Origin of the sequence: Actinomadura sp. 9N215 (assembly GCF_044326345.1) — a bacterium.
In the GTDB taxonomy this organism is placed as follows: domain Bacteria; phylum Actinomycetota; class Actinomycetes; order Streptosporangiales; family Streptosporangiaceae; genus Spirillospora.
In genome coordinates this window covers 257,028-281,263 of sequence record NZ_JBIRBA010000008.1, presented here as the reverse complement: position 1 = coordinate 281,263, position 24,236 = coordinate 257,028, and the positions used below count along the sequence as shown (strand labels likewise).

Below are 24,236 nucleotides of genomic sequence, written 5' to 3'. Positions count from 1 at the left end.
GGAACCAGGAATTCTCCAGGGGACCCGCCCGCCGGCCCGCGTGGAGAACAGAATAGATTTCTTGTGGCGGCGGGCGCCCGCGACCGGCGCGCCCCGCCCCGGACAACGACCACCACCTACAGTGGCGCCCGGCCCACGCGGCGCCACGACCCCGGGGAAAGGGAGCGTCCAGTGGCTGACAACGGCCCCTTCGACATCGTCGTCCTAGGTGCCGGCAGCGGCGGTTACGCGTGCGCGCTGCGCGCCGCCGAGCTCGGCAAGTCCGTCGCGCTGATCGAGCGCGACGAGTCCCTCGGCGGGACGTGCCTCAACCGCGGCTGCATCCCCACCAAGGCGCTGCTGCACGCGGCCGAGGTGGCGGACCAGTCCCGCGAAGCCGCCAAGTTCGGCGTGAAGGCGACGTTCGAGGGCATCGACGTCGAGGGCGTGAACGCCTACAAGGACAAGGTCGTCTCGACGACCGTGAAGGGCCTCACCGGGCTGATCAAGGCCAAGGGCATCGAGATCGTGCACGGCAGCGGACGGCTCACCGGCCCGACCACGATCGAGGTCGCGGGCGCGGACGGCTCCCGCATCATCGAGGGGCGGCACATCGTCCTCGGCACCGGCTCCGAGCCGAAGTCGCTGCCGGGCCTCGGCATCGACGGCGAGCGCGTCATCTCCAGCGACCACGCGCTGCGGCTCGACCGCGTCCCCGGCTCCGTCGTCATCCTCGGCGGCGGCGTGATCGGCGTCGAGTTCGCCAGCGTCTGGCGCTCGTTCGGCGCGGACGTCACGATCGTCGAGGCCCTCCCGCACCTGCTGCCGCTGGAGGAGGAGTCCAGCTCCAAGCGGCTGGAGCGCGCGTTCCGCAAGCGCGGCATCAAGTTCGAGCTCGGCACCCGCTTCGAGAGCGCCAAGCCGACGCAGGGCGGCATCTCCGTCACCCTCGAAGGCGGCAAGACCATCGACGCGGAGCTGCTGCTGGTCGCGGTCGGGCGCGGCCCGGTCTCCGACGGCATCGGCCTGGCCGAGGCCGGCGTCGAGACCGAGCGCGGCTTCGTCAAGGTCGACGAGTACTGCCGGACGAGCGTCCCCACCATCTCCGCGGTCGGCGACCTGATCCCGACGCCGCAGCTCGCCCATGTCGGCTTCGCCGAGGGGATCCTCGTCGCCGAACGGGTCGCCGGGCTCGACCCGGCCTCGATCGACTACGACGGTGTCCCCCGCATCACCTACTCCGACCCGGAGGTGGCCTCGGTCGGCATCACGTCCGCCGTGGCCCGAGAGCGCGGGTACGAGATCAAGGAGGTCACCTACGACCTGGCCGGCAACCCCAAGAGCAAGATCCTGGGGACGCAGGGCGAGGTCAAGGTGATCGCGGCCGTGGACGGTCCCGTCCTCGGCCTGCACATGGTCGGGGCGCGCGTGGGCGAGCTCATCGCGGAGGGGCAGCTCATCTACAACTGGGAGGCCCTCCCGGGCGAGGTGGCCCAGCTGATCCATCCGCACCCGACCCAGTCCGAGGCGGTCGGCGAGGCGCATCTCGCCCTCGCCGGCAAACCATTGCACGTACACGGCTGAACGCCGCAACGAGTATTCCGAAGGAGCAGCTGAGACATGCCGGTCTCCGTCACCATGCCCCAGCTCGGCGAGAGCGTCACCGAGGGCACCGTCACCCGCTGGCTCAAGAAGGAGGGCGAGCGCGTCGAGACCGACGAGCCGCTCCTGGAGGTGTCGACCGACAAGGTCGACACGGAGATCCCCTCCCCCGCCTCGGGCATCCTGACCAGCATCACCGTCGCCGAGGACGAGACCGTCGAGGTCGGCGCGGAGCTGGCCGTCATCGGCGACGAGGGCGAGGCGCCGTCGAGCGGCGGCGCCCCCGCCGCGGACGCGCAGGAGGCGCCCGCGTCCGAGGCCCCCGCCGCACAGGCACCGGCTCCGCAGGCCGAGGCCCCGCAGCAGGCACAGCAGCAGGCCCCGCAGGCGCAGCAGTCCCCGCCGCCGCCCGCCGCGTGGCCGCCGCCCGCCCAGGAGCAGCCGCCCGCGCCGCCGTCCCCGGCCCCCGCCCCGCAGCAGGCGCCGCGTCCGTCCGCGCCCGAGCCGGCCCCCGCGGCCCAGCAGCCGGCGCCCGCGCAGCCCGAGGCGCCGTCCGGCGAGGGCCCGTACGTCACGCCGCTGGTGCGCAAGCTCGCCGCCGAGCACAACGTGGACCTGTCCACGGTCAAGGGCACCGGCGTCGGCGGGCGCATCCGCAAGCAGGACGTCCTGGAGGCCGCGCGCGCCGCCCAGCAGGCCGCGCAGCAGCAGGCCGCGCCGCCCGCCCCGGCCGCGCCCGCCGCCCCGGCTCCGGCCGCCGCGCCGCAGGCGCCGTCCGGACGGCACGCCGCCCCGGCCCCCGCCGGAGCCCCCGCCGAGCAGCTCGCGCTGCGCGGCCGGACCGAGAAGATGTCCCGGATGCGGCAGACGATCGCCCGCCGCATGGTGGAGTCGCTGCAGGTGTCCGCGCAGCTCACCACCGTGGTCGAGGTGGACATCACCAAGATCGCGCGGCTGCGGGAGCAGGCGAAGGCCGACTTCCAGTCCCGCGAGGGCGTCAAGCTGTCGTTCCTGCCGTTCTTCGCGCTGGCGACGGTCGAGGCGCTCAAGGCGCACCCGAAGCTGAACGCCGTCATCAACGGCGAGACCAACGAGGTCACCTACCACGAGGTGGAGAACCTCTCCATCGCCGTGGACGTCCCCGAACGCGGCCTGATGGTCCCGGTGGTGCACAACGCGGGCCAGCTCAACCTGGGCGGCCTCGCGCAGCGGATCGCCGACATCGCCGAGCGCACCCGCACCAACAAGGTGAGCCCGGACGAGCTGGCCGGCGGCACCTTCACGCTGACCAACACCGGCAGCCGCGGCGCGCTGTTCGACACCCCGATCCTCAACCAGCCGCAGGTCGGCATGCTCGGCACCGGCGCGGTCGTGAAGCGTCCCGCCGTCATCGACGACCCGGACCTCGGCGAGGTCATCGCGGTGCGGTCGATGGTGTACCTGGCGCTGACCTACGACCACCGCCTGATCGACGGCGCGGACGCCGCCCGCTTCCTCGCCACGATCAAGCACCGCCTGGAGGAGGGCAACTTCGAGTCCGAGCTCGGCCTCTGACCCGTCCCCCCGGACGACCCCGGAACCCCGCCGCAGGCCACGCCGCGGCGGGGTTCCCGTTTTCCGGGCCGGGCAGCGACAACTGGCCTGAATACGAGGGGGGCTGACCGGAGAACGCGGGACTGGGGCTGAGAATCTCAGCGATCGGTGGCGGGCTCCGCCTAGGGTGGTGCCATGAGGGTCACCATCACGGGCTCGTCGGGCCTGATCGGCTCGGCGCTGGTGCGGTCGCTTCGGGGGGACGGCCACGAGGTCATCAGGCTGATCAGGAGGGAACCGTCCAGACCCGACGAGGCGCGCTGGTCCCCCGCGGACGGCTGCGTCGAGGCGGCGTCGCTGGACGGCGCGGACGCGGTCGTGCACCTGGCCGGCGCCGGGATCGGCGACCGGCCGTGGACGAAGGCGTACAAGCGGAAGATCAGGGACAGCCGGCTCGCCGGCACCCGGACGATCGCCGAGGCCATCGCCGCCGCCGGCAGCAGGCCGCCCGTGCTGGTCTGCGGGTCCGCGATCGGGTACTACGGCGACACCGGCGGCCGCGAGGTCGACGAGAAGAGCCCCGCCGGGCGCGGGTTCCTGGCCGCGCTCGTCCGTGACTGGGAGGCCGCCGCCGCGCCCGCCAGGGAGGCGGGCGTCCGCGTCGTCCACCCGCGCACGGGCCTGGTCCTGACCCGCGAGGGCGGGCTGCTCGGCAGGACGCTCCCCCTGTTCAGGCTCGGCCTTGGCGGCAAGCTCGGCGACGGCGCCCAGTGGACGAGCTGGATCTCCCTCCGCGACCAGGTCGCCGCGCTGCGCTTCCTCATCGACCACGAGATCGCCGGACCGGTCAACCTGACCGCGCCGAACCCGGTGACCAACGACGCCTACACGCGGGCGCTCGGACGCGCCCTGCACCGCCCGACGCGGCTGACCGTGCCGAAGTTCGCGCTGCGGGCGGCGCTGCTCGGCTTCGCCGACGAGGGGCCGCTGATCAGCCAGCGGGTCCTGCCGCGGCGGCTGCGGGAGGCCGGGTTCCGGTTCGCGCACGAGGACGTCGCCGCGGCCCTCCGCGACGTCCTGTGAGTCCAAGAACCATCTGAGCCCCAAGAACCGTCAAAGTCCCGGCCGCTCCCGTTCGGTGGCCATACGGTGACACCGAGTACGGCGAGAGAAAGACAGCCTGGTCCACGAGGAGGGTGAATTGAGCACCGACGGACAGCCGCACATCCTCGCGATCGGCGGGGGCAGCTTCGTCCCGGACGGACGGGACGGCCGCACCGCGAGCCCGCTGCTGCGCTACGCGTTCGACCTGACGGGCCAGGACCGGCCGAGGGTCTGCTTCCTGACCACGGCGCTCGGCGACGGAGCCGAGTACCTGTCCGCCTTCTACGCCGCGTTCTCCTCGATGGACGCCGAGGTCAGCCATCTGGCGCTGTTCCCGATGCCGAACGTCCCCGACGTCCGGGCGCACCTGCTCAACCAGGACCTGGTGTACGTGTCCGGCGGCAGCGTCGCGAACCTGCTGGCCCTGTGGCGGCTGCACGGCCTGGACGAGATCCTGCGCGAGGCGTGGCAGGAGGGCGTGGTGCTGTCCGGGCAGAGCGCCGGCGCGCTGTGCTGGCATGTCGGCGGCAACACCGACTCGTTCGGGCCGCAGCTGCGGCCGCTGACCGACGGCCTGGGTTTCCTTCCGTACTCGTGCGGCGTGCACTACGACAGCGAGCCGCAGCGGCGTCCGCTGCTGCAGCAGCTCGTCGGCGAGGGCACCCTGCCCGGCGGGTACGCGGCCGACGAGTGCGTGGCGCTGCACTACGTCGGCACCGAGTTCGTCCAGGCCGTCTCCTACCGGAAGGACGCGGGCGCGTACCGCGTCGAGCCGGACGGGCCCGGCACGGCGAAGGAGTTCCGCCTGGAGCCCCGGCTGCTCGCATCCCTGTAGAACCTCAAGGACCTTGAGGCGCTTAAGCTGGCCCGTGTGAGCGATGTGGACGTACGCGAGCTGGTGATGGTGCACGCGGGGTTCGGCGCGGCGGCCGTCCCCTACATCGAGGGCTGGGACCTGCAGAGACGCACCCACGCCCTGCGCGTGGACGACGCGATCCCCGACACCGTCCTGCTGCTGGAGCACGAGCCGGTCTTCACGGCGGGCAAGCGCACCGGGAAGCTGGACCGGCCGGTCGGCGATCCCGGCGCGCCGGTCGTGGACGTCGACCGCGGCGGCAAGATCACCTGGCATGGCCCCGGGCAGCTCACCGGCTATCCGATCGTCAAGCTGCCCGACCCCGTCGACGTCGTCGGCTACGTGCGGCTGCTGGAGCGGATGATGATGGACGTCTGCGCCGAGCTCGGCCTGGAGACCGTCCTCGTCGAGGGACGCAGCGGGGTGTGGGTCCCCGGCACGCCGGACCGCAAGGTCGGCTCGATCGGGGCCCGGGTGTCGCGCGGGGTCACGATGCACGGGTTCATGCTGAACTGCGACAACGACATGGACTGGTTCGACCGGATCGTCGCCTGCGGGATCCGGGACGCGGGCTCCACGAACCTCACCCGGGAGCTGGGCCGGGACGTCACGGTCGCCGAGATCGTCCCGCTGGTGGAGCGCCACCTCGCCGCGGCCCTCGGCGCGGAGGGGACGCTGCACCGCACGACGGCACAGCTAGAAGCCCTGGCGCACCCTCGGAAGGCGTCGGTCGTCCAAGAGCCGGCGGGCGTTCGGGAGTCGGCGGGCGTCCGGGAGCGGGCGGGCGCTCAGGAGTCGGCGGCCATCAGCTTGTAGACGGCCTGGCCCTCGGTGGCGGCGGCCTGGAAGAACTCCGCGAGTCCCTTGTGGGCGGGCTTGAGGAGCTTGTCGCGGACGGCGGCGTCGAGCCGGTCCGCGTCCTGGACGCCGGCCTTGCCCATCGCGGCCGGGTCGTACCGTCCGGCGACCTTGCTGAACGGCGTCGCGGCCAGATGGTCGGCGGCGGGCTTCACCCGTTCGGGCGCGAGGTAGATCACGTCCATGCCCAGCTCGTCGGCGCCGTCCTCGGTGAGCAGCCGCCCGCCGCACACGACGTCGGCCTCGGGCTGCCGCCCGTCCCACGGGTCGCCGGTGCAGAGGTAGTGCATCGCCTGCCAGGCCCAGCCGAGCTCGAACAGGTTGGCCGCGCCGCGCCGGCGCCAGTCGGCGTCGCCGAAGACATGGCGGGCGATCCGTCCGGGATCAGGTTCACCCTCCAGCACCGGCGGCACCCTGAGGTACGACATTGCCAGGCCCACTGGTCCTCCTGCTGACGCTGTTGCGTGACGACAGGGAGTCACCTTAGAGAGATCCACTGTTGGCCATGGCAGAAACACACGAATCGGCGGAGCAGGACCGGGTACTGTCATACGTTCGATATCGCTCCGATATGCCTTTGAGCCCCACCCGGTCGGAAACCACCCAGACGGCGGCTCCGGGACGGCCCCGCGCGTCCGTCGGCGGCAAGGCGGCGGCAGGGCGGCGGCAGGGCGGCGGGCGGTGTGCCGGCGCCGTAGATCGCCACGTACGCTGGGTCCCGTGACGACGGTGACCCCAGAGGGGCGCAAGCTGCTGCGCGTCGAGGCGCGCAACAGCCAGACCCCCATCGAGCGCAAGCCCGACTGGATCAAGACGCGGCTGAAGATGGGCCCGCAGTACCGGGAGCTCAGCGGCCTGGTGAAGGCGGAGGGCCTGCACACGGTGTGCCAGGAGGCCGGCTGTCCCAACATCTACGAATGCTGGGAAGACCGGGAGGCCACGTTCCTCATCGGCGGCGACCAGTGCACCAGGCGCTGCGACTTCTGCCAGATCGACACCGGCAAGCCCGCCGAGCTCGACCGGGACGAGCCGCGCCGCGTCGCCGAGTCCGTCGCGACGATGGGCCTGAAGTACGCCACCGTGACCGGCGTCGCCCGCGACGACCTGGACGACGGCGGAGCCTGGCTGTACGCCGAGACCGTCCGGCAGATCCACGCGACGATCCCGGGCTGCGGCGTCGAGCTGCTGATCCCCGACTTCAACGCCGTCCCCGAGCAGCTCGCCGAGGTGTTCTCGTCCCGTCCCGAGGTGCTGGCGCACAACGTGGAGACCGTCCCGCGGATCTTCAAGCGGATCCGTCCAGGGTTCCGGTACGAGCGCTCCCTAGAGGTCATCACCCGCGCCCGCGAGGACGGCCTCGTCACCAAGTCGAACCTGATCCTCGGCATGGGCGAGACCCGCGAGGAGATCTCCCAGGCCCTGCGCGACCTGCACGCCGCCGGCTGCGAGCTGATCACGATCACGCAGTACCTGCGGCCGAGCGCCCGCCACCACCCGGTGGAGCGGTGGGTGAAGCCGGAGGAGTTCGTGGAGCTGTCCGCCGAGGCCGAGGAGATCGGGTTCGCGGGCGTCATGTCCGGCCCGCTGGTGCGCTCCAGCTACCGCGCCGGACGCCTCTACAAGCAGGCCGTCGAGGCGCGGGCCTAGCTCGGCGGGCCTGGATCGGGGGGTGTCGGGACGGGGGTCCGACCCGACTATCCTTGTATCCATGTCGAAAACGCCCACGGACGGGGCCCAGGAGCGTCCGGGCCGCCTCAAGCAGATCCGCATGGTCGCCCAGGTGCTCCGGCAGGCCGACCCGAAGGCCCTGCCGATCGTGTTCGCGTCGGCGATCGGGACGCTGGTCGTCGTCATCCTGATCGGGTTCCTCTTCGGCCAGCTGTGGTTCTTCATCCCGCTGGGCGTCCTCGCCGCCGTCGCCGTCGGCATGATCGTCTTCGGTCAGATGGCGCAGCGCGCGCAGTACAAGGTGATCGCCGGGCAGCCCGGCGCGGCCGCCGCGATCCTGAAGAACATGCGCGGGAACTGGACGGTCACCGAGGCGGTCAGCGGCAACCGCAACCTCGACATGGTGCACCGCGCGGTCGGACGTCCCGGCGTGGTGCTCGTCTCGGAGGGCCCGCGCAACCGCGTCGGGCAGCTCCTCGGCGCCGAGAAGAAGCGCCTCTCCCGCGCCGCGCAGCAGGTGCCGATCTACGACGTGCAGGTCGGGGACGACGACGGCCAGATCCCGGTGGACAAGTTGCAGCGCCACCTGATGAAGCTGCCCCGCAACCTCACCAAGGGCCAGGTGGCGGAGCTGAACGACCGCCTCCAGGCGCTCCCCCGGTCGATGCAGATGCCGAAGGGCCCGATCCCGAAGGGCGCGAAGATGCCCAAGGGCCCCAAGCCCAAAATGCGCTGACACTTCGTTTTAGAGCTGACGCCTCGCTTCAGAAAGGCGCTCCCCGACGGGGGCGCCTTTGTTGTGCGGTCGCGCTCAGAGGTTGACGACGGCGGTGTCGCTCGCGCGGTCGTGCAATCCGCGATGGTCCCGGTCCCAGATCAGCGCGGGGATGACGAGGGCCAGCAGCAGCGTCCTGGCCAGCGCCCACCCGAGCCCGACGGGCCGTCCGTCCAGCCGCGCGACGCGGATGCCGCACAGCCGTTTCCCGATCGTCACGCCGGTGAACGCGGTCGACAGCCACGCGTAGATCACGAAGATGACCAGCGTCCACATGCTGCGCTCCGCCGGGTCCCAGTCGAGCGACCGCGCCAGCAGGCTCGCCACCAGCATCGACAGCCCCCAGTCGACGAACAGCGCGACCAGCCGCCGGCCGTAGGACGCGACGGCGCCGCTGCCGCTCTCCGGGAAGCCGATCTTCTCCCCCGGCCTGCCCGGGTCGACCCCGGCCGAAGCCGCACCGCCGAGCCACGTCTGCGTCCACCGCGGCCCGCCCTTACCACTGCTCATGGCGCCTACGCTATCCCGTCCTTCCGCGCCTCCCGACCCGGCCCGGACCCAGTCCCCGCGGTGGACTGGGCCCCGGGTCCCGGGGTGACGCGTAACACAGCGGAAACATATGAGACACGGACGGGAAACGGCGTCGCCATAGCCTGCCGGGAAGCCGAGAAGCGCCCAAGGAGGCCGGATGTTCAGCAGCGCCGAAGAGGTTCTGAGCTACATCAGGAACGAAGGTGTGCGATTCGTCGACTGCCGGTTCGTGGACCTGCCGGGCAAGATGCAGCACTTCACGTTCCCCGTCGAGAGTTTCGGCGAGAGCGTCTTCACCGAGGGGCTGATGTTCGACGGCTCGTCCGTCCGCGGGTTCCAGGAGATCCACGAGTCGGACATGCTGCTGCTGCCGGACCCGTCCACCGCCGTCGTCGACCCGTTCCGCCAGCACAAGACCCTGAATTTGAACTTCTTCGTCCACGACCCGCTGACCGGGGAGCCGTACAGCCGCGACCCGCGCAATGTGGCGAAGAAGGCGCAGGACTACCTGCGCGGCACCGGCATCGCCGACACCTGCTACTTCGGTCCCGAGGCCGAGTTCTACATCTTCGACGACGTCCGTTTCGAGACCAGGCAGAACGCCGGCTACTACTACCTCGACTCCGTCGAGGGCGCGTGGAACACCGGCCGCGAGGAGCCCGGCGGCAACCTCGGCGCGAAGCCCCCGTACAAGGGCGGCTACTTCCCCGTCCCGCCGATGGACCACTACACCGACCTGCGCTCGGAGATGGTCGCGCAGCTCCTGGCCTCCGGCATCCACGTCGAGATGCAGCACCACGAGGTCGGCACCGCAGGCCAGGCCGAGATCGACTTCCGCTTCGACACCCTGCTGAAGACGGCCGACCAGCTGCTGCTCTACAAGTACATCGTGAAGAACGTCGCGCGCGCCGCGGGCAAGACCGTCACGTTCATGCCGAAGCCGATCTTCGGCGACAACGGCTCCGGCATGCACTGCCACCAGTCCCTGTGGAAGGACGGCGCGCCCCTGTTCTACGACGAGGTCGGCTACGCGGGCCTGTCCGACAACGCCCGCTACTACATCGGCGGGCTGCTCAAGCACGCCCCGTCCCTGCTGGCCTTCACGAACCCGACGGTGAACAGCTACCACCGGCTCGTCCCCGGCTACGAGGCCCCGGTCAACCTGGTCTACTCCCAGCGCAACCGCTCGGCCTGCATCCGCATCCCGATCACCGGGTCGAACCCGAAGGCCAAGCGCGTCGAGTTCCGCGTGCCGGACCCGTCCTGCAACCCGTACCTGGCCTTCTCCGCCATGCTGATGGCCGGTCTCGACGGCATCAAGAACAAGATCGAGCCCGCCGAGCCCGTGGACAAGGACCTCTACGAGCTCCCGCCGGAGGAGGCCCGCGCGATCCCGCAGGTCCCCGGCTCGCTGGAGGAGGTCCTCGCGGCCCTGGAGTCCGACCACGACTACCTCCTCGAAGGCGGCGTCTTCACGCCCGACCTCATCGAGACCTGGATCACGATGAAGAACGAGTTCGAGATCGACCCCATCCGCCTCCGCCCCCACCCGCACGAATTCGAGCTCTACTACGACATATAGGCCAGAGAGGCGCGCTGACGTGGTACTTCATCAGCGCGCCTCACCCTGGTTCCGGCTCAGTTCCGCGCGCTCGACGAGAACAGCCTCGACGGCCGCACGGGTCGACTCGTCCCGGTCGGGCCAGATGTGCCCATAGGTGTCCAAGGTCGTCTTGGCCGACGCGTGCCGTAGTCGCGCCTGGACCGTCTTGACGTCGGCGCCCGACGCGATCAGCAGCGACGCGAAGTAGTGGCGAAGATCGTGGTATCGGAAGTCCGCAGGGATGTCCGTCACGTCCTTCCCCATCTTCCGTGCCTTCTCGGCATCGGCGCGTACCTTGTCCCGCGCGGCGCGCATGTGGCGTTCCAGCGTCCACGGCGAGAGCTGCTGTGCCCATGCGTTCGTCATAAGCGTCTCGGCAGGGTACGCGGCCACCTGTGCCGACAGCTCCGTGGAGAGGGTCGCGGGGATGGGGATCGGCGTCCGGGACACCTCGGTCTTGAGTTCGTCGTCCGGGTACTGGACGGCCGGAGAGATGACGCCGCGCATGAAGTCGACGTCATCGACCCGCAAGCCGCACGACTCCGCGAGCCGCAGGCCAGCGAACGCGGCGAGCAGGACGGCAGCCCGGTACCGCTCCCCCATCGCGTCGTACAGCGCCCACACCTGCGCCGTGGTGGCGACGTACGGCCGTTGCTTCCCCGCACCGGGTGACGTCCGCCGCGAGACCGGCGACTTGACGAGCTTGTCGTCGTGGACGGCGTCACTCATGATCTGCGACAGCCGGGCGTGCAGGGCGTAAACGTAGGAGTCCGCGGCACCCTCAGACTTCAACCGCGCGCACCAGGCCCGCACCTGCGACGGCCGGACGGCGTTAAGCGGGAGGTCGCCGAACTCGGCGAGGATCTGCGCTATGTGCACCTCGGCCGCTCGGACGGTGCCCGGTCGCCGGGTGCGATAGCCCGCGAGCCACGTCGAGCACCATTCCCGGACCGTCATCCGGGCAGCCTTCGGGTCGATGTACGGACCGCGTCGAGCGTCGACCTCCTGGTCTTCGGCGTACTGCTTGGCCTTCGTCTTGGTCGGAAAGGCTTTCGTGCACTCGCGACCGTCCGGGGCGATCCAGCAGGCGAGCCACCGTGAAGCGTCGCGGTTCCCACCCCGGTCCGGATGCCGCTTGGTCTTCCGCTTCGGCTCGGTGGCCGTGAACCAGAGGTCCTTAACGCGCGCCATCAGTCATCGTCCTTGGCCCGGACGGGCACCTCGTCGGCGCGCTCCAGCCATCCGCGGGTTTTCATGGTCTCGATGACCTCGGCGGGGAGCGCCGGGGGCGTGACGTTGTGGGCAAGCATCCCCCACTCGATCAGCTTCGCGGCCTCTTTGAGCTGGGCCTCGTACCCCTTCGTGTCGCCTCGTCCCTGCGCCTTGTTCGCTGCCGAGATGATGTCGCGCAGGTTCCGGAACGAGTAGAGGTCACCGATTGCCTCGCGCCACCGGGCGCGGCGGTCAGGGTCGGCAGGGTCGTTCTCCCCGCTCACCCAGAACAGCGCCCGCCAGGTCGACATCTCGACCGTGGGTGTGACCTGGAGCCGCGTGCGCCCGTCGAGCGGGACCATCAGCCGGACTGGCGGGACGTCGAGCGCCTCAGCGAATAGGCACAGTTCCTCAAGTGTGAGCGTCCGCCGTCGCCGACCGGTCGCACGGTCGCGCCGGCCGGTCTCGATGTTGGCGATGACCGCGCTCGTGATCTCGGGTGCGCCCAACTCTGCGCAGCGTGCGGCTAGCTGCTCAGCTGTCATCCCGCGTTCGAGGCGCCATTTCTTGATCTGCTCTCCGGCGAGATCGCTAGGTGTTTTGCTTGTCATATGTACAAGTTAGCCGTCGACTTGACATGCGTCCAGCGCAACCCGGAAACTATCCGCATCGCTCGTCGTTTCGACAGAGCGCTTGTCGTATCGACATGGAGGTGCACGCGATGCCGACTGACGTCAGAAAGCCGCTCGGCGACTCGGACGAGGTGGCCGAGTACCTGAACGTCCCAAAGCGGACCCTGGACGACTGGGCGCACCGGGGCATCGGTCCGCGCTACAGCCGCGTGGGCCGTCACCGGCGCTACCGCTGGGCGGACGTCGAGGCGTGGCTCGACGAGCAGGCCAACGGTGGGACGGCGGCCTGAGATGACCACCAACGAAAACCGCCCCGGGGACGGCGATTCCCACGGGGCGGTCGGAGACGAGCGGCAAGGCGGCGGCTGCGTCACGTCCAAGATAGCGCGCTACCCGGCTGCGTACGCGTCTCTGTATGCGCCCGCTGGCCGTCGCACGATGTGGTGGTACGCGCTGGCCTGTCCGCACTGCGGGGCGGGGCACTTCGGCCGCCTGCGCAGTCGTGACGCCCTCGACGGTGTCCGCCGCGCGGGGTGCGGTCGGCTGGTCTGGGTCGTGGTCGCGCGCACCTACCCGGCGGAGGCGAGCCGGTGACTGTGGACGTCCTGCGAGAGGTCGTCCTCCCCAAGCTGGAGGGCGTCCGCCCCACCGCCCGCGGCTACAAGGCGCTGTGTCCTGCCCACGACGACAGTGATCCGTCCCTCGACGTCGACCCTGGCCAGACTCAGCCGGTCGTCCTGACGTGCCGCTCGGCGGGATGCGCGACGGAGGAGATCCTCGCTGCGATCGGCCTCACCAAGGCCGACATCTGCAACCCGCGCGACCAGTCGGGGCGCCCCAAGGTGGTCGCCGAATATCGATACACCGACGAGCAGGGCACCCCGCTGTACCTGGTCAAGCGCTACGAGCCCGGATTCGACGGCAAGTCCAAGTCGTTCGCGCAGTATCGCCCGGACGGCGGCAAGGGCATCAAGGGCGTGCGGCGCGTCATCTACCGTCTCCCCGACGTCCTGGCCGCGATCCACGACGGCCGCCGCATCTGGATCGTCGAAGGGGAGAAGGACGCCGATCGGCTCGCCGGGCTCGGCGAGGTCGCCACCTGCAACTCCGGTGGAACCGGCAACCCCTGGCCGAGCCGCTATGCCGACTGGTTCAACGGCGCTGACGTCGTCATCGTCGCCGACAATGACCCGGCGGGACTCAAGCACGCGCAGCGAATCCGGGACATCCTCACCCCGGTCGTCCAGAGCGTGACGATCGTCCGGGCCGCTCTCGATCAGGCCAAGGCCGACGTGTTCGACCACCTCGCCGCCGGACTGCCCCTTGATGCCCTCGTGCCTCTCGACACCGAGGCCGTCCGGAACAACGAGGAGATCTCACCGCCTTCCGGTCCATCCGACCAGCAGGACGGGAAGGGCAAGGGACCGTCGCAGGCGTCGATTCTGGTGAGGATCGCCCGGGAACGCTTCGAGCTGTTCATGTCCGACGACGGCCGTCCGTACGCGGTTCGGCAGGACGGGGCGAACCTCGCGCTTCCGTTGCGCGGCAGGTCTGGCCTGCGGTCGCTGCTGGCCAAGGTGTACGCCGACGAGCAGGGCGGCGCGGTCCCCTCGCAGTCCGCGCTAGCCGATGCGATGACGGTGCTGGAGGGGGTGGCGCAGGCCGATGAGCCGCGCGTTCCGCAGCTGCGCGTCGCTCGCCATGACGGCCGGATCGTGGTCGACCTCGGCACGCCGGACGGCCGGTGCGTGACCATCGGCCCGGACGGCTGGTCCCGCGAGGCTCGCTCGCCCGTGCTGTTCCGGCGGTCGGGCGCGATGAAGGCGCTACCGGTCCCGGTCCGCGACGGCGACGGCCTGGCCCGCCTCCGCGGACTGCTGAACATGAACGAGCAGGGGTTCCGGCTCCTGGTGGCGTGGCTGGTCGCCGCGTTCATCCCGGACCTGCCGCATCCGATCCTGGCGTTTCGCGGCGAGCAGGGCACGGGCAAGTCCAAGTCGGCGCAGATGGTCATCGGGATCATCGACCCGTCCGGCGCTCCCAAGCGGACCGCGCCACGGGACGTGAAGTCCTGGGCAACGCAGGCGTTCAACTCCTGGGCGCTGTGCCTGGACAACGTCTCCTACATCCCCGACTGGCTCTCGGACGCCCTGTGCCGCGCCGTCACCGGGGACGGCATCGTCGACCGGGCGCTCTACACCGATGACGACGTGGTGGTCCTGGAGTTCCGGCGGGTCCTGGCGCTCACGACCATCGACGCCGGGGCGCTGGCCGGCGACCTCGCCGAGCGGCTGCTGACGATCGAGCTTTCCCTCATCCGGGACGCCGACCGGCGCGAGGAAGCCGAGCTTGACCAGGTGTACGCCGACGCGCACGCCGCCATCCTGGCCTCACTGTTCGACCTGCTGGCCGAGGTGCTCAAGGCGTTGCCGGACGTGACGCTGATCGAGCGTCCCCGCATGGCAGACTTCGCCCGGGTGCTCAAGGCCGTCGACCAGGTCCGCGGCTGGACGACGCTGGAGGACTACAAGGCGGGCGCCCGTGACGCCGTCACCGACGTCCTGGAGGGTGAGCCGTTCGCGCAGGCCGTGGTGAAGCTCGTGGACGACGCGGGCCCGGACGGCGTCAGGGCGACCGCACAGCAGATTCTCGACTCGGTCGACGCCCCGGACCGGCTCCCCAAACGGTGGCCCAAGGACGCGACTCGGGCGGCCGGACAGCTCAAGCGCCTCGCCCCCGCGCTCCGTGCGATCGGCATCGACGTAGACGACAGCCAGCGCGGTCCGGCTCCCAAGCGCCAACGCCTCTACGTCCTCACGGCATCGTCAGATAGAAAGTGCGATTCAGTGTCCACAGTGTCCACCTGGACCGGAAAACCGGCTCCGACCAGCGGAAACGGGATGGACGCTAGCGACCCCCCTCTAGCGTCCATCCCCGGCGTCGAACAGGCCGCGATGGACGCTAGGGACGCTGAGATGGACGCTACGACCTCGCCAGCGTCCACCCCTCGTCCCGCCGCTGACCAGCGGGAATTCGGGCAGATGGACGCTAGGGACGCTAGGGACGCTGAAACGCGCCCTCTCTCTGCTTCCGACACCTCGGAGAGCTTCGTCGCCGCCTGGAACGCCCGTGCCCGTGAGCGTGACCAAGCAAAGGGAGAGCGGCGATGATCGCCGACGAACGACAGGAGAGACGATGACCGTTCACATCATCATCGCCAGTGGCGAGATGGACCCTGAGTGCATGCGGTGCGGGGCGTGCATCGACGCGCGCGGGGTGCTGCTGATCGATGAGGACGACTCGATGTGTCAAGGATGTGTTCCCCCCGCCGTCGCCCGTGTTGCGGAGGCGTTGCAGACGGTCTATGACGCCCTCGCGCTCGACGGCCTGTCGCCGGACGAGCTGACCGCCATCGGTTCCGGGCTGAACGTGCTCGGCCGCGTCGCCGGTCGACTCGCCTCCGGTGAGGCCAGCGTGCAGAAGCGGGTCAACATCGCGTCCGCACCGTGGGAACCGGGCGTGCCCGTGGGCGTTCAAGTGGACTGGCAGATCGTAAACGGACTCGGATGATGTCCGACGACCTGCGGGCCGCGCTCGCCCGCCTGCGTCCGGAGGAGCGGCAGAAGCTCGCCGTCCGGTGGCAAGAGAACTCCGACCAGCTGGAGCCGGCGAACCGCGCTCTCGGCCGGGTCTGGCAGGTGATGACGAGTCTTGTGCTGGACGTAGACCGAATGGAGCGGACCCGTGCCGCCGGTCTCGCGCACGCCGAGTACGAGCGGCCGGTCATGCGCCCTGCGAGCAGGGGACGCCGGTGAGCGAGGACCGGCCGTCTCGGTACGTCGAGGGCGCGCTGATTCATGGCGTGTCGGCGCATGTGCTCGATCGCGTGTTGCGCTGGCCGGTGGTCGCCGGGGCGCTCGACGACCTCCCGGTGTGGATGCGGCCGGAGGTGGAGGCGGCGCGGCGGGCGATCCGGTGGGCGGCGGCCGAGTACGAGGCCCTGCCGCTGGTGGCTGCCGCGGACGGTATCGCGGCAGCGCAGGAGGCGGAAACGGTGCCACCCTCGCGGCATGGGGAGATCACCACGGGAGAGGCGGCCGGGCTGCTCAGGTTGTCCGAGCGGCGCGTGCGTCAGCTCGCGGCGCAGGGGATGGGCCGTCGCGCAGGTGGGCGCTGGCTGCTCGACCGGTCCGCGGTCCTGGCCTACGCCGACCGCCGCCGCTCCGCCTGAGGCGACCGCCCCGCAGTTCGAGCACCGCAACGGCCCGGCAGATGACCCGGGCCGCGGGGACACCGGACCGAACGGCAGAGGACCCGGGACGTTCAGGACCATGCGAGGACGCCGCCACGTCGCAGCCGGTGACGAGGGTCGGTGAAGATGACCGCAGCCGAACAGAGCGTGTCCGAACAGACCGCATGGAGGATTTACGCGGGACTGTCGGCCGACGACCGCCGCGTCGTCGACACGTGGCGAGAACTCGGCGACGTGGACCTGACCACGGCGCTGCTGCGCTCGCGCGTGCTGACGTCGGGGCATCGGCGGCGTCCGGCCGATGATCTCGCGGACTGGTCCCGGCGCAGGCTCGGCCTGGACGACGACCTGACGCTGCGGAACACCTGCGAGCACGAGGCGGCGCACGCCGTTGTGGCGCGGGCCCTGGGCGTGAAGGTCGCCGAGGTGACCGTGTCGGAGGACGGACACAGCGGCTCGACGGTGTTCGAGCAGGCGCCCCCGGTGGCGTCTGCGGTGATCGCCGCGGCCGCCGAGGTGTGGATCACCGAGTTCCGCGCGCTGGTCTTCCCGTTCAACGAGCGGGGATTCAGCGAGGACCGCAAGTCCTTGGTACGGCACACGGGCGGTAGCGATTGGGCCGCTCGCCGGGCGTGCCGCCACGCTCGGGACATTCTTGACGGCTCTCGCGCCGAGGTTCTCGCCCTCGCGGATGAGCTTGCCCGTACCCGCCGTGTCGTCTTCGGCGGGTGACGCCATGGCAACCGAGGTGCGGGGCGCTGAGGCTCGGGAGCTGGGGCCGCTGGCCGGGCTCGTCGCGGATGCCGTCGAGCGGCTCGACGCACCGACCCGCAAGATCGTGACCAAGCGCATCCGCGCGGGCCGCTGGCAGGTCTCCCAGATCGACGGCCGCGCGGAGTGGCTCGTCCTCGTCTCCTACCGCGGCGAGTTGCTGCCCGTGACGCCCGTCTCCGCTGACCTCGTCGAGGCACTCCACGAGGTCGGGTTCCTGGACGGTGACGCCTGATGGCCGCCCGTACCGTGCTGTTGAACCTGATCGGCAACGACCGCGCCTCGCGGATGTTCTCCGGCCTGCGCCGCCGCGTCGATGAGACCTCCGGTTCGCTCGATCGGCTCAACCGGGTCGGCGGCGGCGCGATGTCTGGCGTCACCAAGCGCCTGGGCTCCATGGTCAAGGTCGCCGCGAAGTTCGCGACGATCGGCATCGGGGCCGCGTTCGCCATCTCGCAGGCCGTGCAGCTGGCTACCGCGCTCGCGCCGCTCGCCGGACTGCTCGCAGGGATACCCGCGGGCATCGCCCTCGCAGGCGCCGCCTTAGTGACATTCAAGCTCGCGCTCAGCGGCGTCGGTGACGCGTTCAAGGCCGCGATGGGCGACGACGCGAAAGCGTTCGAGGAGAGCCTCAAGGGGTTGACCCCAGCCGCGCGTGCGGTCGCCCGCGAACTGCGTAGTCTGCGACCTGCGTTGCTCGGCATCCGCAACGCGGCGCAGAGCGCCTTCTTCGGACCCTTGCAAGGTCAGCTGAAGGCGACGGCCGGTGTCCTTGCTGGACCGCTGCGCTCCGGCGTGCGAGGGGTCGCCGCGGAGTACGGCCGTGCCGCCGTGCAGGGCCTCAAGTTCGCCCGCGAGGGCAAGACGGCGTCGGGGCTGACGGTCATCTTCGGCGGCGTCCGCCGCGCGGTCGCGAGCATCCGTCCCGCCATCACACCGGTACTCCGCGGCTTCCGCGACATGGCCGTACAGGGCACCGGGACGCTGTCCAAGCTCGCCGGAGGCGTCGGCAACCTCGGCGTCCGGTTCGGGCAATGGATGCAGAAGTTCGCCGCATCCGGCGGCGTCCAGGCGGCGCTGGGCGGCGCGTTCGCGCTCATCAAGCAGATCGGCGGCGTCCTGGGCGACCTCGGCGGGATCATCGCCTCCTTCGCTCGCGCGGCCTCGTCCGGCGGCGGGCTGTTCGCGTTCCTGGGCACGCTCACGAGCCAGTTGAACGCGTTCCTCAAGACGGCCGCCGCACAGAACGCCCTGCGCGTGTTCTTCACCGGCGTCAACGCCCTGGCCGCCGCGCTCGCGCCGCTGGTGCCGATCCTCGCGAGCGTGGTGGGGAAGTATCTGGCGGCGCTCGGCCCGATCTTCATCGCCATGTCGCCGCTCGTCGGCGCGTTCGTCAGCGCCATCGGGCAGTTCCTGAACGCGCTGACGCCGATCCTCCCGGCGCTGTCGCAGTTCGCCACGACCATGCACGCGCAGCTGCAGCCGATCCTGATCCCGATCATCGGCCTGATCGGCCGGACCGCCGCTCAGATCGGCGGGGCGCTCGTGGAGGCCCTGATCGCCTGCATGCCGTCGATTCTGCAACTCGCCACGTCGGTCGCGACGCTGCTGCCGGTGTGGGCGCAGCTCACACCCCTGTTCGCCTCCCTGGTCATCGCGATCCTGCCGCTCGTCCCGCAGTTGCTGCGGCTCGCGACGATCCTGGTCACGGCGCTCGTGCCGGTCCTGCGCATCGCCATCCTGATCCTGGTCAAGTGGTGGTCGACGATCATCGGGTTCGTCATCCCGGTGATCAAGTTGCTGGTGACGGTCGTGACGTGGCTGGCGAACGTGATCAAGCCCGTGTTCCTGGCCATCTGGACGGGGATCCAGGCGGTCGGCAAGGCCGCCATGTGGCTGTGGACGACCGCCGTCGCCCCGGCGTTCCGGTTCATCGGCACGCTGGCCAAATGGCTGTTCTCGATCGTCGCCGTGCTCGTCCTGGCGCCGCTGCTGATCGCCTTCAAGCTCGTCTCGGCGGTCGTGATGGCCCTGTGGACGCACGCGTTCAGGCCCGCATTCACGTTCATCGGGAACCTGGTCAAGGCCGTCTACAACACGGCCATACGGCCGGTGCTGAACGCCATCGTCACCGTCCTGCGGACCGTGGTCGCCCCGGTCGTCCGCTGGTTCTACAACTCGGTGATCAAGCCGGTCTGGAACGCGGTCGGCTCGGCGATCAGGACCGTCTGGACGCGCTGGATCAAGCCGACGTTCGACCTCATCAAGTCCGCAGTCGGCAAGCTCTCACCGGCGTTCCGCAACGCCGTGGACGCCATTAAGACGGTGTGGGACAAGCTCAAGGACGCCGCCAAGAAGCCAGTGAGTTTCGTCGTGAACAGCGTGTTCAACGGCGGGATCGTCAAGCTCTGGAACGCGGTCGCCAACCTCGTCCCCGGCGTGAGCAAGCTCAGCCCGATCAAGGGGTTCGCCCGCGGCGGCGTCTACCCCGGATACACGCCCGGCCGTGACATCGGCCTCGCGGCGGTCTCCGGCGGAGAGGCCATCATGCGGCCGGAGTTCACGCGCGCCGTGGGTGCCGACTTCATCGAGTCGGCGAACGCCATGGCGCGGCGCGGCGGCGTGACCGGCGTCGCCAAGTTCCTGGGCGGAGTCGGCGACCCGTCCGGCGTCCCCGGCTTCGCGGGGCGCTTCTTCCTGGGCGGCATCGTCGGGAAGTTCGCCAAGGCCGCCAAGGGGTTCTTCGCCGGTGGCCTGGTCAAGACGGCCCGGAAGGCGTTCGGCCCCATGCTGGACGGCTCCGACCGCGCCCTGGGCGGCATGGGCGGCTTCGGCCGGCTCATCGCAGGCATCCCGCGCGCCCTGGTGTCCAAGATCCTCGCGTTCTTCGGGCCGCTTGAGGAGAAGATCGGCGGGCCCGGCAAGCGCGCCGTACGCGCCGCACGCTCACAGATAGGTGTCCCCTACAGCTGGGGCGGCGGCGGCCTCAATGGGCCCTCGCGCGGCATCGGCCGCGGCGCGAACACGGTCGGCTTCGACTGCAGCGCGTTGATGCGTTACGCCTGGTACCAGGCCGCGAAGAAGGCGATGCCACGGACGACCTACGGGCAGATTCCATGGGTCCGCAAGATCTCCAAGCCCGTCCCCGGCGCCCTGGGCTTCCCGCACTCCGGCCACGTGTTCATGGCCTCCGACAAGGCGAACCGCATCATCGAGGCCCCGTTCACCGGTGCTCGCGTCCGCGAGGTGGGGATGCGGTCCGCGAACTGGGGTCTCCCGCCCTGGAAGTTCGATCAGGGAGGCATGCTCGAACCCGGCTTCACCCTCGCCTACAACGCCACGCGGAGCCCTGAGCCGGTCCTGACCGGCGCGCAGTTCGACGCCCTGACCGGTTCGGCCGGAGGCGGTGCCCGCGAGGTTCACCTGCACCTGGACCACGTGACGATCCGGGAGACCGTGGACATCGACCGGCTGATGCAGCAGATCGAGTTCCGGCTGCGGGCGGCGAGCCTCTGAGAGCCACACAGAGACGACAGGAGGCAAGACGATGTTCGTGTACGCCCACAGCGGCGCCATCCCGCCAGGCTCCGCCGGAGACATCGGAGCGGCGCATTACGCGCGCGGGACCTTCCCGCACTCGTGGGGCATGCCGCCGCTCGATGCCGAGTCGCGCGCCGCATGGGTGCACGAGCATGCGACCGAGGAGCAGGCGCGGCGGCGGGCCGAGCTACGCGCCGCCGCCGACCCGGTGGCGGCCAGCAACGCCCGCCGCCGGTACCTGCACTGGCTGCGCCGGTACGACCCGTACGACAGGTGACCGGCGGTGCGATACCTGGTGAGCCCCGGCCGTCCCGGTCCCCTCGCCGACGACGTGACGTGGACCGTCCCGGCCGAATGGCTGTTCCTGCCTCTGGCCTGCGATAACCCGGCGTGTGCGTGCGACCAGGTGTTCCGCGGGATCGCCAGCGGCCACGCCACGACGACGGCCCTCGTCGCCGACGTCCACACCGACGAGGACGCCATGGTGTCCCTCACCCGGCGGGCGGTCGCCCGGGACACCGGGCTCACGCTCGAACAGGTGCCCGTGAGCGAGGCGCTGGAGGCCGTACGGCTCATGTCCGGGGCCGCCTACCTGCGCACCCTGGGCGACCTCGTACGGGTCGCCGACGTGGACATGGAGGACGAGGAGGTCTGATGCCGGGTCTCACCACGGCGCGCGGGTACGGCTGGCGTCATCAGCAGGCGCGGCGCGCGGCACTGGCACGACTCTCCGCCGACCCTGGTCAGCCCTGCTCACGGTGCGGCGCACCGATGTTCCCCGGGCAGCTGCTCGACCTGGACCACAGCGAGGACCGCGCGGGCTACCTCGGCCTCGCGCACCGACGCTGCAACCGGTCGGCCGGTGCGGTCAAGGGCAACGCCAGGCGAGGACGAGGCCGGGCCAAGCCCATCACATCCCGTGACTGGTGAGGCGTGATCATGCTCGCTACTGCATCACGTTGCGTAGCGTCCCCGCAGGGCGGTCCGAGTAGGGCTCTGAGCGTCACACAGAGTGCGCGAATCTCCGTCAACGCTCTGACCTGCGGGTATGGCAGCGCGCACAGGCGAGCCGCCCCGTTTTTTGATCACCGGGTTTCGCTGACCCAGCACACAGTCAGGCTCTTCTGTCTCTGAGCCCCACACCTCGGATGATCATGGTCAGCGTCACCCTCCGTGACCAATCCTGATCTTGGACTTTCGTCACAGTCCGTCACCTTTTGGGGATCTTCGTCCCGCTAATCACCCGTCCGCGACTTTCGCCGGAACAGCGGCGCTCATGATCGCCTCCGGCCGTCACGCTGCGTATCTCTTCTCCCCGACCCTCTGACCTGCGCAAACAGACCACGACCCCGGGGCCCGCGCAGTTTCCCGCTCCCCGGGGCCGTGGCGTCTTCTCAGCGAGTGCCACCCCGCCGCGCTCTGTCCGCCGCCCGGTCGATGACGTCGCTGCACGCCGCAATGAGGTCGTCGTCCTCGGTGCGGGTGAGGTGCTGCGACTCGGTGACGACCGCGTCCATCAACGCCGTGTACGCCGCCAGCGCCTCCGGCAGGCCGGGCTCGTCGAGGTTCAGCTTCCGGCGGCTAGACATTGATGCCGCTGCCCGGTCCGTTGTGCCGCCACGCTCGCCCCGGCTCGGCCATCCGCGTGACGAGTTCCTCGGCTGCCCGCTGCAGGTCGAACCGGACGCGCGCGGCAACGCACGCCATGAACAGCTCAGGCCACTCGGAGTGTTCGAGGGTCAGATCGTGGTCGGCCTTGTGCACGGCCTGCCACCGGCCGCCGTCGAGCTCGTAGACGTCGAACTCCGGAATCTGCCGGTCGGCGTCATGTACGCGTCTTGCCTCGTCCACCGGGGTCCCTCCGATGTAGCTGAACGTAGTCGCCACCATACGCCGGTCTAATATGCCTGTCATGGGTCTACTGCAGAATGATGCACACTAATAGCATTATCGCAGGTCAGATAGCGTCTGCTACGTGGCAGAGATCGACTTCGACGGACCTGACCCGCTGTACGTTCAGCTGGCCGATGTCCTGCGTGCCCGCATCCGGAACGGGACGTATCCGGTCGATCGCGCCATCCCGTCCGTTGCCGGGCTCATCGACGAGTTCGGCCTCTCCACGATGACCGTCCAGAAGGCCGTCCGCGTGCTGAAGGACGAGGGACTCGTTCGGAGCGTTCGCGGCCGCGGGACCTTCGTCCTGCCGACCGACGACGAGGACGACGAGTTGAGCTGAGCCCAACTCGTCAACCGCCGGTTGACAGCCGCTGGCTGGTACCTGCACCCTGACCTGCGCCGAGGCCCCACCACCGGCCAGAGGCTGCCAGTTGCCAGGCCGGAGGGGCCTAAGGAACGTTTAGGGGTACGCACTTCGCGCGCACCCTTTAGTCCTCCCCGCGCGCACGGGCCGCACCCCGACGCTTCCCGGCGCCGGGAAGCGTGGTCGATGACGTCCCCGCGCGCACGGGCCGCACGGCTTATCGGAAACCGCAAGTCTGCGGAATTCGATGACGTCCCCGCGCGCACGGGCCGCACCCGAGCTTGAGGGACGTGGTGAAATTCACCACGATGACGTCCCCGCGCGCACGGGCCGCACCCTGCGCGGCCTGCACCCCCTCAAGTGGGTTGCAGGTCCGAACCATCTGCGCGCCGCCGCGGACATGGTCGGGGTCAGACCGTCAACCTGACGGTCTCACTGAAAGCGAGAACGACCCCCCGCCGGTGGGGTCCTTCGGGGACCTCGGTGACGGGGGCGCGTGTCGCCCATGGGCGACAGTCGGGCTACTCGCCCCGCTCGTCCAGCCGAGCGTCGGCCGCTCCCCACTCGCCACGGCCGACGAGGCGGAGCAGGTCCGCGGCCTCGTCCTCGCTGAGCTTCGGCGGCTCGTCCATGACGGCGTTCAGGACGCGGAATATCACCCGCGAGGCCATCGGCCCGTGGTCCCGCTCGATGCGCTGGACGATCCGGATGAGCCGCCGCTCGAAGTCCTCCGCCTCCCGGACGATGGCGGGCTCTCCGTCCGGCCACGTCCCCGTCACGGTCGCGAGCACGGGCGCGAGGTCGGACTCGGACTCCGCAAACTCCTGCAGATCTGCAGGAGTTTCCTCACGCTCGGTGGCCGTCCGTCGCTCGTCGTCCGGCACCTCCGGGAGCGCTGTCGCGACCGTCATCGGCTCGGCGGTCGGGAACGGGTGGTTCTGCTCGCAGTAGAGCCGGTCGCGGTCGTTGTCGCTGGGGCGGTACTCGTACTCGCTCGTCCCGCATGCAGGACAGCTAGGCTTGCCAATCACGGCGGAGGTCCCTTCCGTCGAGGCCCCGG

The 24,236-nt window shown here is 70.3% G+C and carries 28 protein-coding genes and 1 CRISPR repeat array; of the genes, 21 read left to right on the top strand and 7 right to left on the bottom strand.

What is annotated here, in order from left to right:
* The first annotated feature begins 171 nt into the window (after nt 1-171).
* The 5 genes from lpdA to lipB all read left to right on the top strand — a co-directional run bounded on the left by lpdA (nt 172) and on the right by lipB (nt 5,890).
* Nucleotides 172-1,563, top strand: coding sequence for a dihydrolipoyl dehydrogenase (gene lpdA / locus ACH34T_RS16600; protein WP_395993016.1), 1,392 nt, complete (start codon nt 172-174; stop codon nt 1,561-1,563).
* 36 nt (nt 1,564-1,599) lie between these two features.
* Complete coding sequence (sucB, locus tag ACH34T_RS16595) at nt 1,600-3,135, top strand: 2-oxoglutarate dehydrogenase, E2 component, dihydrolipoamide succinyltransferase (protein ID WP_395993015.1); 1,536 nt, start codon at nt 1,600-1,602, stop codon at nt 3,133-3,135.
* A gap of 174 nt (nt 3,136-3,309) precedes the next feature.
* The gene (locus ACH34T_RS16590) at nt 3,310-4,197 is read left to right on the top strand and encodes a TIGR01777 family oxidoreductase (RefSeq protein WP_395993014.1); all 888 of its coding nucleotides are present in this window, start codon (nt 3,310-3,312) and stop codon (nt 4,195-4,197) included.
* A 118-nt stretch (nt 4,198-4,315) separates the two neighbouring features.
* On the top strand, nt 4,316-5,053 hold the full coding sequence (locus tag ACH34T_RS16585) for a Type 1 glutamine amidotransferase-like domain-containing protein (RefSeq protein ID WP_395993013.1): 738 nt from the start codon (nt 4,316-4,318) through the stop codon (nt 5,051-5,053).
* Nucleotides 5,054-5,089: 36 nt separating this feature from the next.
* Nucleotides 5,090-5,890 (top strand): lipoyl(octanoyl) transferase LipB, encoded by an 801-nt coding sequence (gene lipB / locus ACH34T_RS16580; RefSeq protein ID WP_395993012.1) that lies wholly within the window; start codon nt 5,090-5,092, stop codon nt 5,888-5,890.
* On the opposite strand, the gene ACH34T_RS16575 is transcribed toward lipB, so the two are convergent.
* On the bottom strand, nt 5,863-6,372 hold the full coding sequence (locus ACH34T_RS16575; RefSeq protein ID WP_395993011.1) for a DUF1877 family protein: 510 nt from the start codon (nt 6,370-6,372) through the stop codon (nt 5,863-5,865). The genes lipB and ACH34T_RS16575 overlap by 28 nt on opposite strands.
* Nucleotides 6,373-6,652: 280 nt before the next feature.
* On the opposite strand from ACH34T_RS16575, the gene lipA reads away from it, so the two are divergent.
* Together lipA and ACH34T_RS16565 are read left to right on the top strand one after the other, a co-directional pair.
* A complete protein-coding gene (gene lipA / locus ACH34T_RS16570) occupies nt 6,653-7,579 on the top strand; it encodes a lipoyl synthase (RefSeq protein WP_395993010.1) in 927 nt (308 codons plus the stop codon).
* Between the two features lie 61 nt (nt 7,580-7,640).
* Complete coding sequence (locus ACH34T_RS16565) at nt 7,641-8,336, top strand: DUF4191 domain-containing protein (protein WP_395993009.1); 696 nt, start codon at nt 7,641-7,643, stop codon at nt 8,334-8,336.
* Nucleotides 8,337-8,411: 75 nt separating this feature from the next.
* On the opposite strand, the gene ACH34T_RS16560 is transcribed toward ACH34T_RS16565, so the two are convergent.
* Nucleotides 8,412-8,885: an RDD family protein gene (locus ACH34T_RS16560; RefSeq protein ID WP_395993008.1), complete on the bottom strand. Its 474-nt coding sequence runs from the start codon at nt 8,883-8,885 to the stop codon at nt 8,412-8,414.
* Between the two features lie 178 nt (nt 8,886-9,063).
* On the opposite strand from ACH34T_RS16560, the gene glnA reads away from it, so the two are divergent.
* Nucleotides 9,064-10,488, top strand: coding sequence for a type I glutamate--ammonia ligase (glnA, locus tag ACH34T_RS16555; RefSeq protein ID WP_395993007.1), 1,425 nt, complete (start codon nt 9,064-9,066; stop codon nt 10,486-10,488).
* A gap of 30 nt (nt 10,489-10,518) precedes the next feature.
* Here the strand turns inward: glnA and ACH34T_RS16550 are convergent, their stop codons facing one another.
* Both ACH34T_RS16550 and ACH34T_RS16545 read right to left on the bottom strand, forming a co-directional pair.
* Nucleotides 10,519-11,700, bottom strand: coding sequence for a tyrosine-type recombinase/integrase (locus ACH34T_RS16550; protein ID WP_395993006.1), 1,182 nt, complete (start codon nt 11,698-11,700; stop codon nt 10,519-10,521).
* Nucleotides 11,700-12,332, bottom strand: a complete 633-nt coding sequence (locus ACH34T_RS16545) for a helix-turn-helix domain-containing protein (RefSeq protein WP_395993005.1) — start codon at nt 12,330-12,332, stop codon at nt 11,700-11,702. The genes ACH34T_RS16550 and ACH34T_RS16545 overlap by 1 nt, the downstream gene beginning before the upstream one ends.
* Nucleotides 12,333-12,442: 110 nt before the next feature.
* Between ACH34T_RS16545 and ACH34T_RS16540 the strand changes: the two genes are divergently transcribed.
* From ACH34T_RS16540 to ACH34T_RS16485, 12 genes are all read left to right on the top strand, one after another.
* Nucleotides 12,443-12,643, top strand: coding sequence for a helix-turn-helix transcriptional regulator (locus ACH34T_RS16540; protein WP_395993004.1), 201 nt, complete (start codon nt 12,443-12,445; stop codon nt 12,641-12,643).
* A gap of 1 nt (nt 12,644) precedes the next feature.
* Nucleotides 12,645-12,947: a hypothetical protein gene (locus ACH34T_RS16535; RefSeq protein ID WP_395993003.1), complete on the top strand. Its 303-nt coding sequence runs from the start codon at nt 12,645-12,647 to the stop codon at nt 12,945-12,947.
* Nucleotides 12,944-15,523: a hypothetical protein gene (locus ACH34T_RS16530; protein WP_395993002.1), complete on the top strand. Its 2,580-nt coding sequence runs from the start codon at nt 12,944-12,946 to the stop codon at nt 15,521-15,523. The genes ACH34T_RS16535 and ACH34T_RS16530 overlap by 4 nt, the downstream gene beginning before the upstream one ends.
* Before the next feature lie 25 nt (nt 15,524-15,548).
* Nucleotides 15,549-15,923: a hypothetical protein gene (locus ACH34T_RS16525; protein WP_395993001.1), complete on the top strand. Its 375-nt coding sequence runs from the start codon at nt 15,549-15,551 to the stop codon at nt 15,921-15,923.
* Nucleotides 15,920-16,168: a hypothetical protein gene (locus ACH34T_RS16520; protein ID WP_395993000.1), complete on the top strand. Its 249-nt coding sequence runs from the start codon at nt 15,920-15,922 to the stop codon at nt 16,166-16,168. Before ACH34T_RS16525 ends, ACH34T_RS16520 begins: the two co-directional genes overlap by 4 nt.
* A complete protein-coding gene (locus tag ACH34T_RS16515; protein WP_395992999.1) occupies nt 16,165-16,584 on the top strand; it encodes a helix-turn-helix domain-containing protein in 420 nt (139 codons plus the stop codon). Before ACH34T_RS16520 ends, ACH34T_RS16515 begins: the two co-directional genes overlap by 4 nt.
* 147 nt (nt 16,585-16,731) lie before the next feature.
* Nucleotides 16,732-17,337: a hypothetical protein gene (locus ACH34T_RS16510; protein WP_395992998.1), complete on the top strand. Its 606-nt coding sequence runs from the start codon at nt 16,732-16,734 to the stop codon at nt 17,335-17,337.
* A 4-nt stretch (nt 17,338-17,341) separates the two neighbouring features.
* Nucleotides 17,342-17,611: a hypothetical protein gene (locus tag ACH34T_RS16505; RefSeq protein WP_395992997.1), complete on the top strand. Its 270-nt coding sequence runs from the start codon at nt 17,342-17,344 to the stop codon at nt 17,609-17,611.
* A complete protein-coding gene (locus ACH34T_RS16500; protein WP_395992996.1) occupies nt 17,611-20,892 on the top strand; it encodes an NlpC/P60 family protein in 3,282 nt (1,093 codons plus the stop codon). The genes ACH34T_RS16505 and ACH34T_RS16500 overlap by 1 nt, the downstream gene beginning before the upstream one ends.
* Before the next feature lie 31 nt (nt 20,893-20,923).
* Nucleotides 20,924-21,193, top strand: coding sequence for a hypothetical protein (locus tag ACH34T_RS16495; protein WP_395992995.1), 270 nt, complete (start codon nt 20,924-20,926; stop codon nt 21,191-21,193).
* Between the two features lie 6 nt (nt 21,194-21,199).
* The gene (locus ACH34T_RS16490; protein WP_395992994.1) at nt 21,200-21,571 is read left to right on the top strand and encodes a hypothetical protein; all 372 of its coding nucleotides are present in this window, start codon (nt 21,200-21,202) and stop codon (nt 21,569-21,571) included.
* Nucleotides 21,571-21,846: a hypothetical protein gene (locus tag ACH34T_RS16485; RefSeq protein ID WP_395992993.1), complete on the top strand. Its 276-nt coding sequence runs from the start codon at nt 21,571-21,573 to the stop codon at nt 21,844-21,846. Before ACH34T_RS16490 ends, ACH34T_RS16485 begins: the two co-directional genes overlap by 1 nt.
* Nucleotides 21,847-22,310: 464 nt before the next feature.
* Here the strand turns inward: ACH34T_RS16485 and ACH34T_RS16480 are convergent, their stop codons facing one another.
* Both ACH34T_RS16480 and ACH34T_RS16475 read right to left on the bottom strand, forming a co-directional pair.
* Nucleotides 22,311-22,505, bottom strand: coding sequence for a hypothetical protein (locus tag ACH34T_RS16480; RefSeq protein ID WP_395992992.1), 195 nt, complete (start codon nt 22,503-22,505; stop codon nt 22,311-22,313).
* Entirely contained in the window at nt 22,498-22,767 is a 270-nt protein-coding gene (locus tag ACH34T_RS16475; protein WP_395992991.1) for a hypothetical protein, read from the bottom strand. Before ACH34T_RS16475 ends, ACH34T_RS16480 begins: the two co-directional genes overlap by 8 nt.
* Nucleotides 22,768-22,891: 124 nt before the next feature.
* Here ACH34T_RS16475 and ACH34T_RS16470 point away from each other — a divergent pair, with 124 nt between their 5' ends.
* The gene (locus ACH34T_RS16470) at nt 22,892-23,152 is read left to right on the top strand and encodes a GntR family transcriptional regulator (RefSeq protein ID WP_395992990.1); all 261 of its coding nucleotides are present in this window, start codon (nt 22,892-22,894) and stop codon (nt 23,150-23,152) included.
* Nucleotides 23,153-23,299: 147 nt separating this feature from the next.
* Nucleotides 23,300-23,514: direct repeats of the CRISPR family, unit length 30 nt; unit sequence CGATGACGTCCCCGCGCGCACGGGCCGCAC.
* A gap of 183 nt (nt 23,515-23,697) precedes the next feature.
* Here the strand turns inward: ACH34T_RS16470 and ACH34T_RS16465 are convergent.
* Nucleotides 23,698-24,207 carry a hypothetical protein gene (locus ACH34T_RS16465; RefSeq protein WP_395992989.1) on the bottom strand — a complete coding sequence of 170 codons (510 nt, stop codon included), beginning with the start codon at nt 24,205-24,207 and terminating at the stop codon, nt 23,698-23,700.
* Between the last annotated feature and the right edge of the window lie 29 nt (nt 24,208-24,236).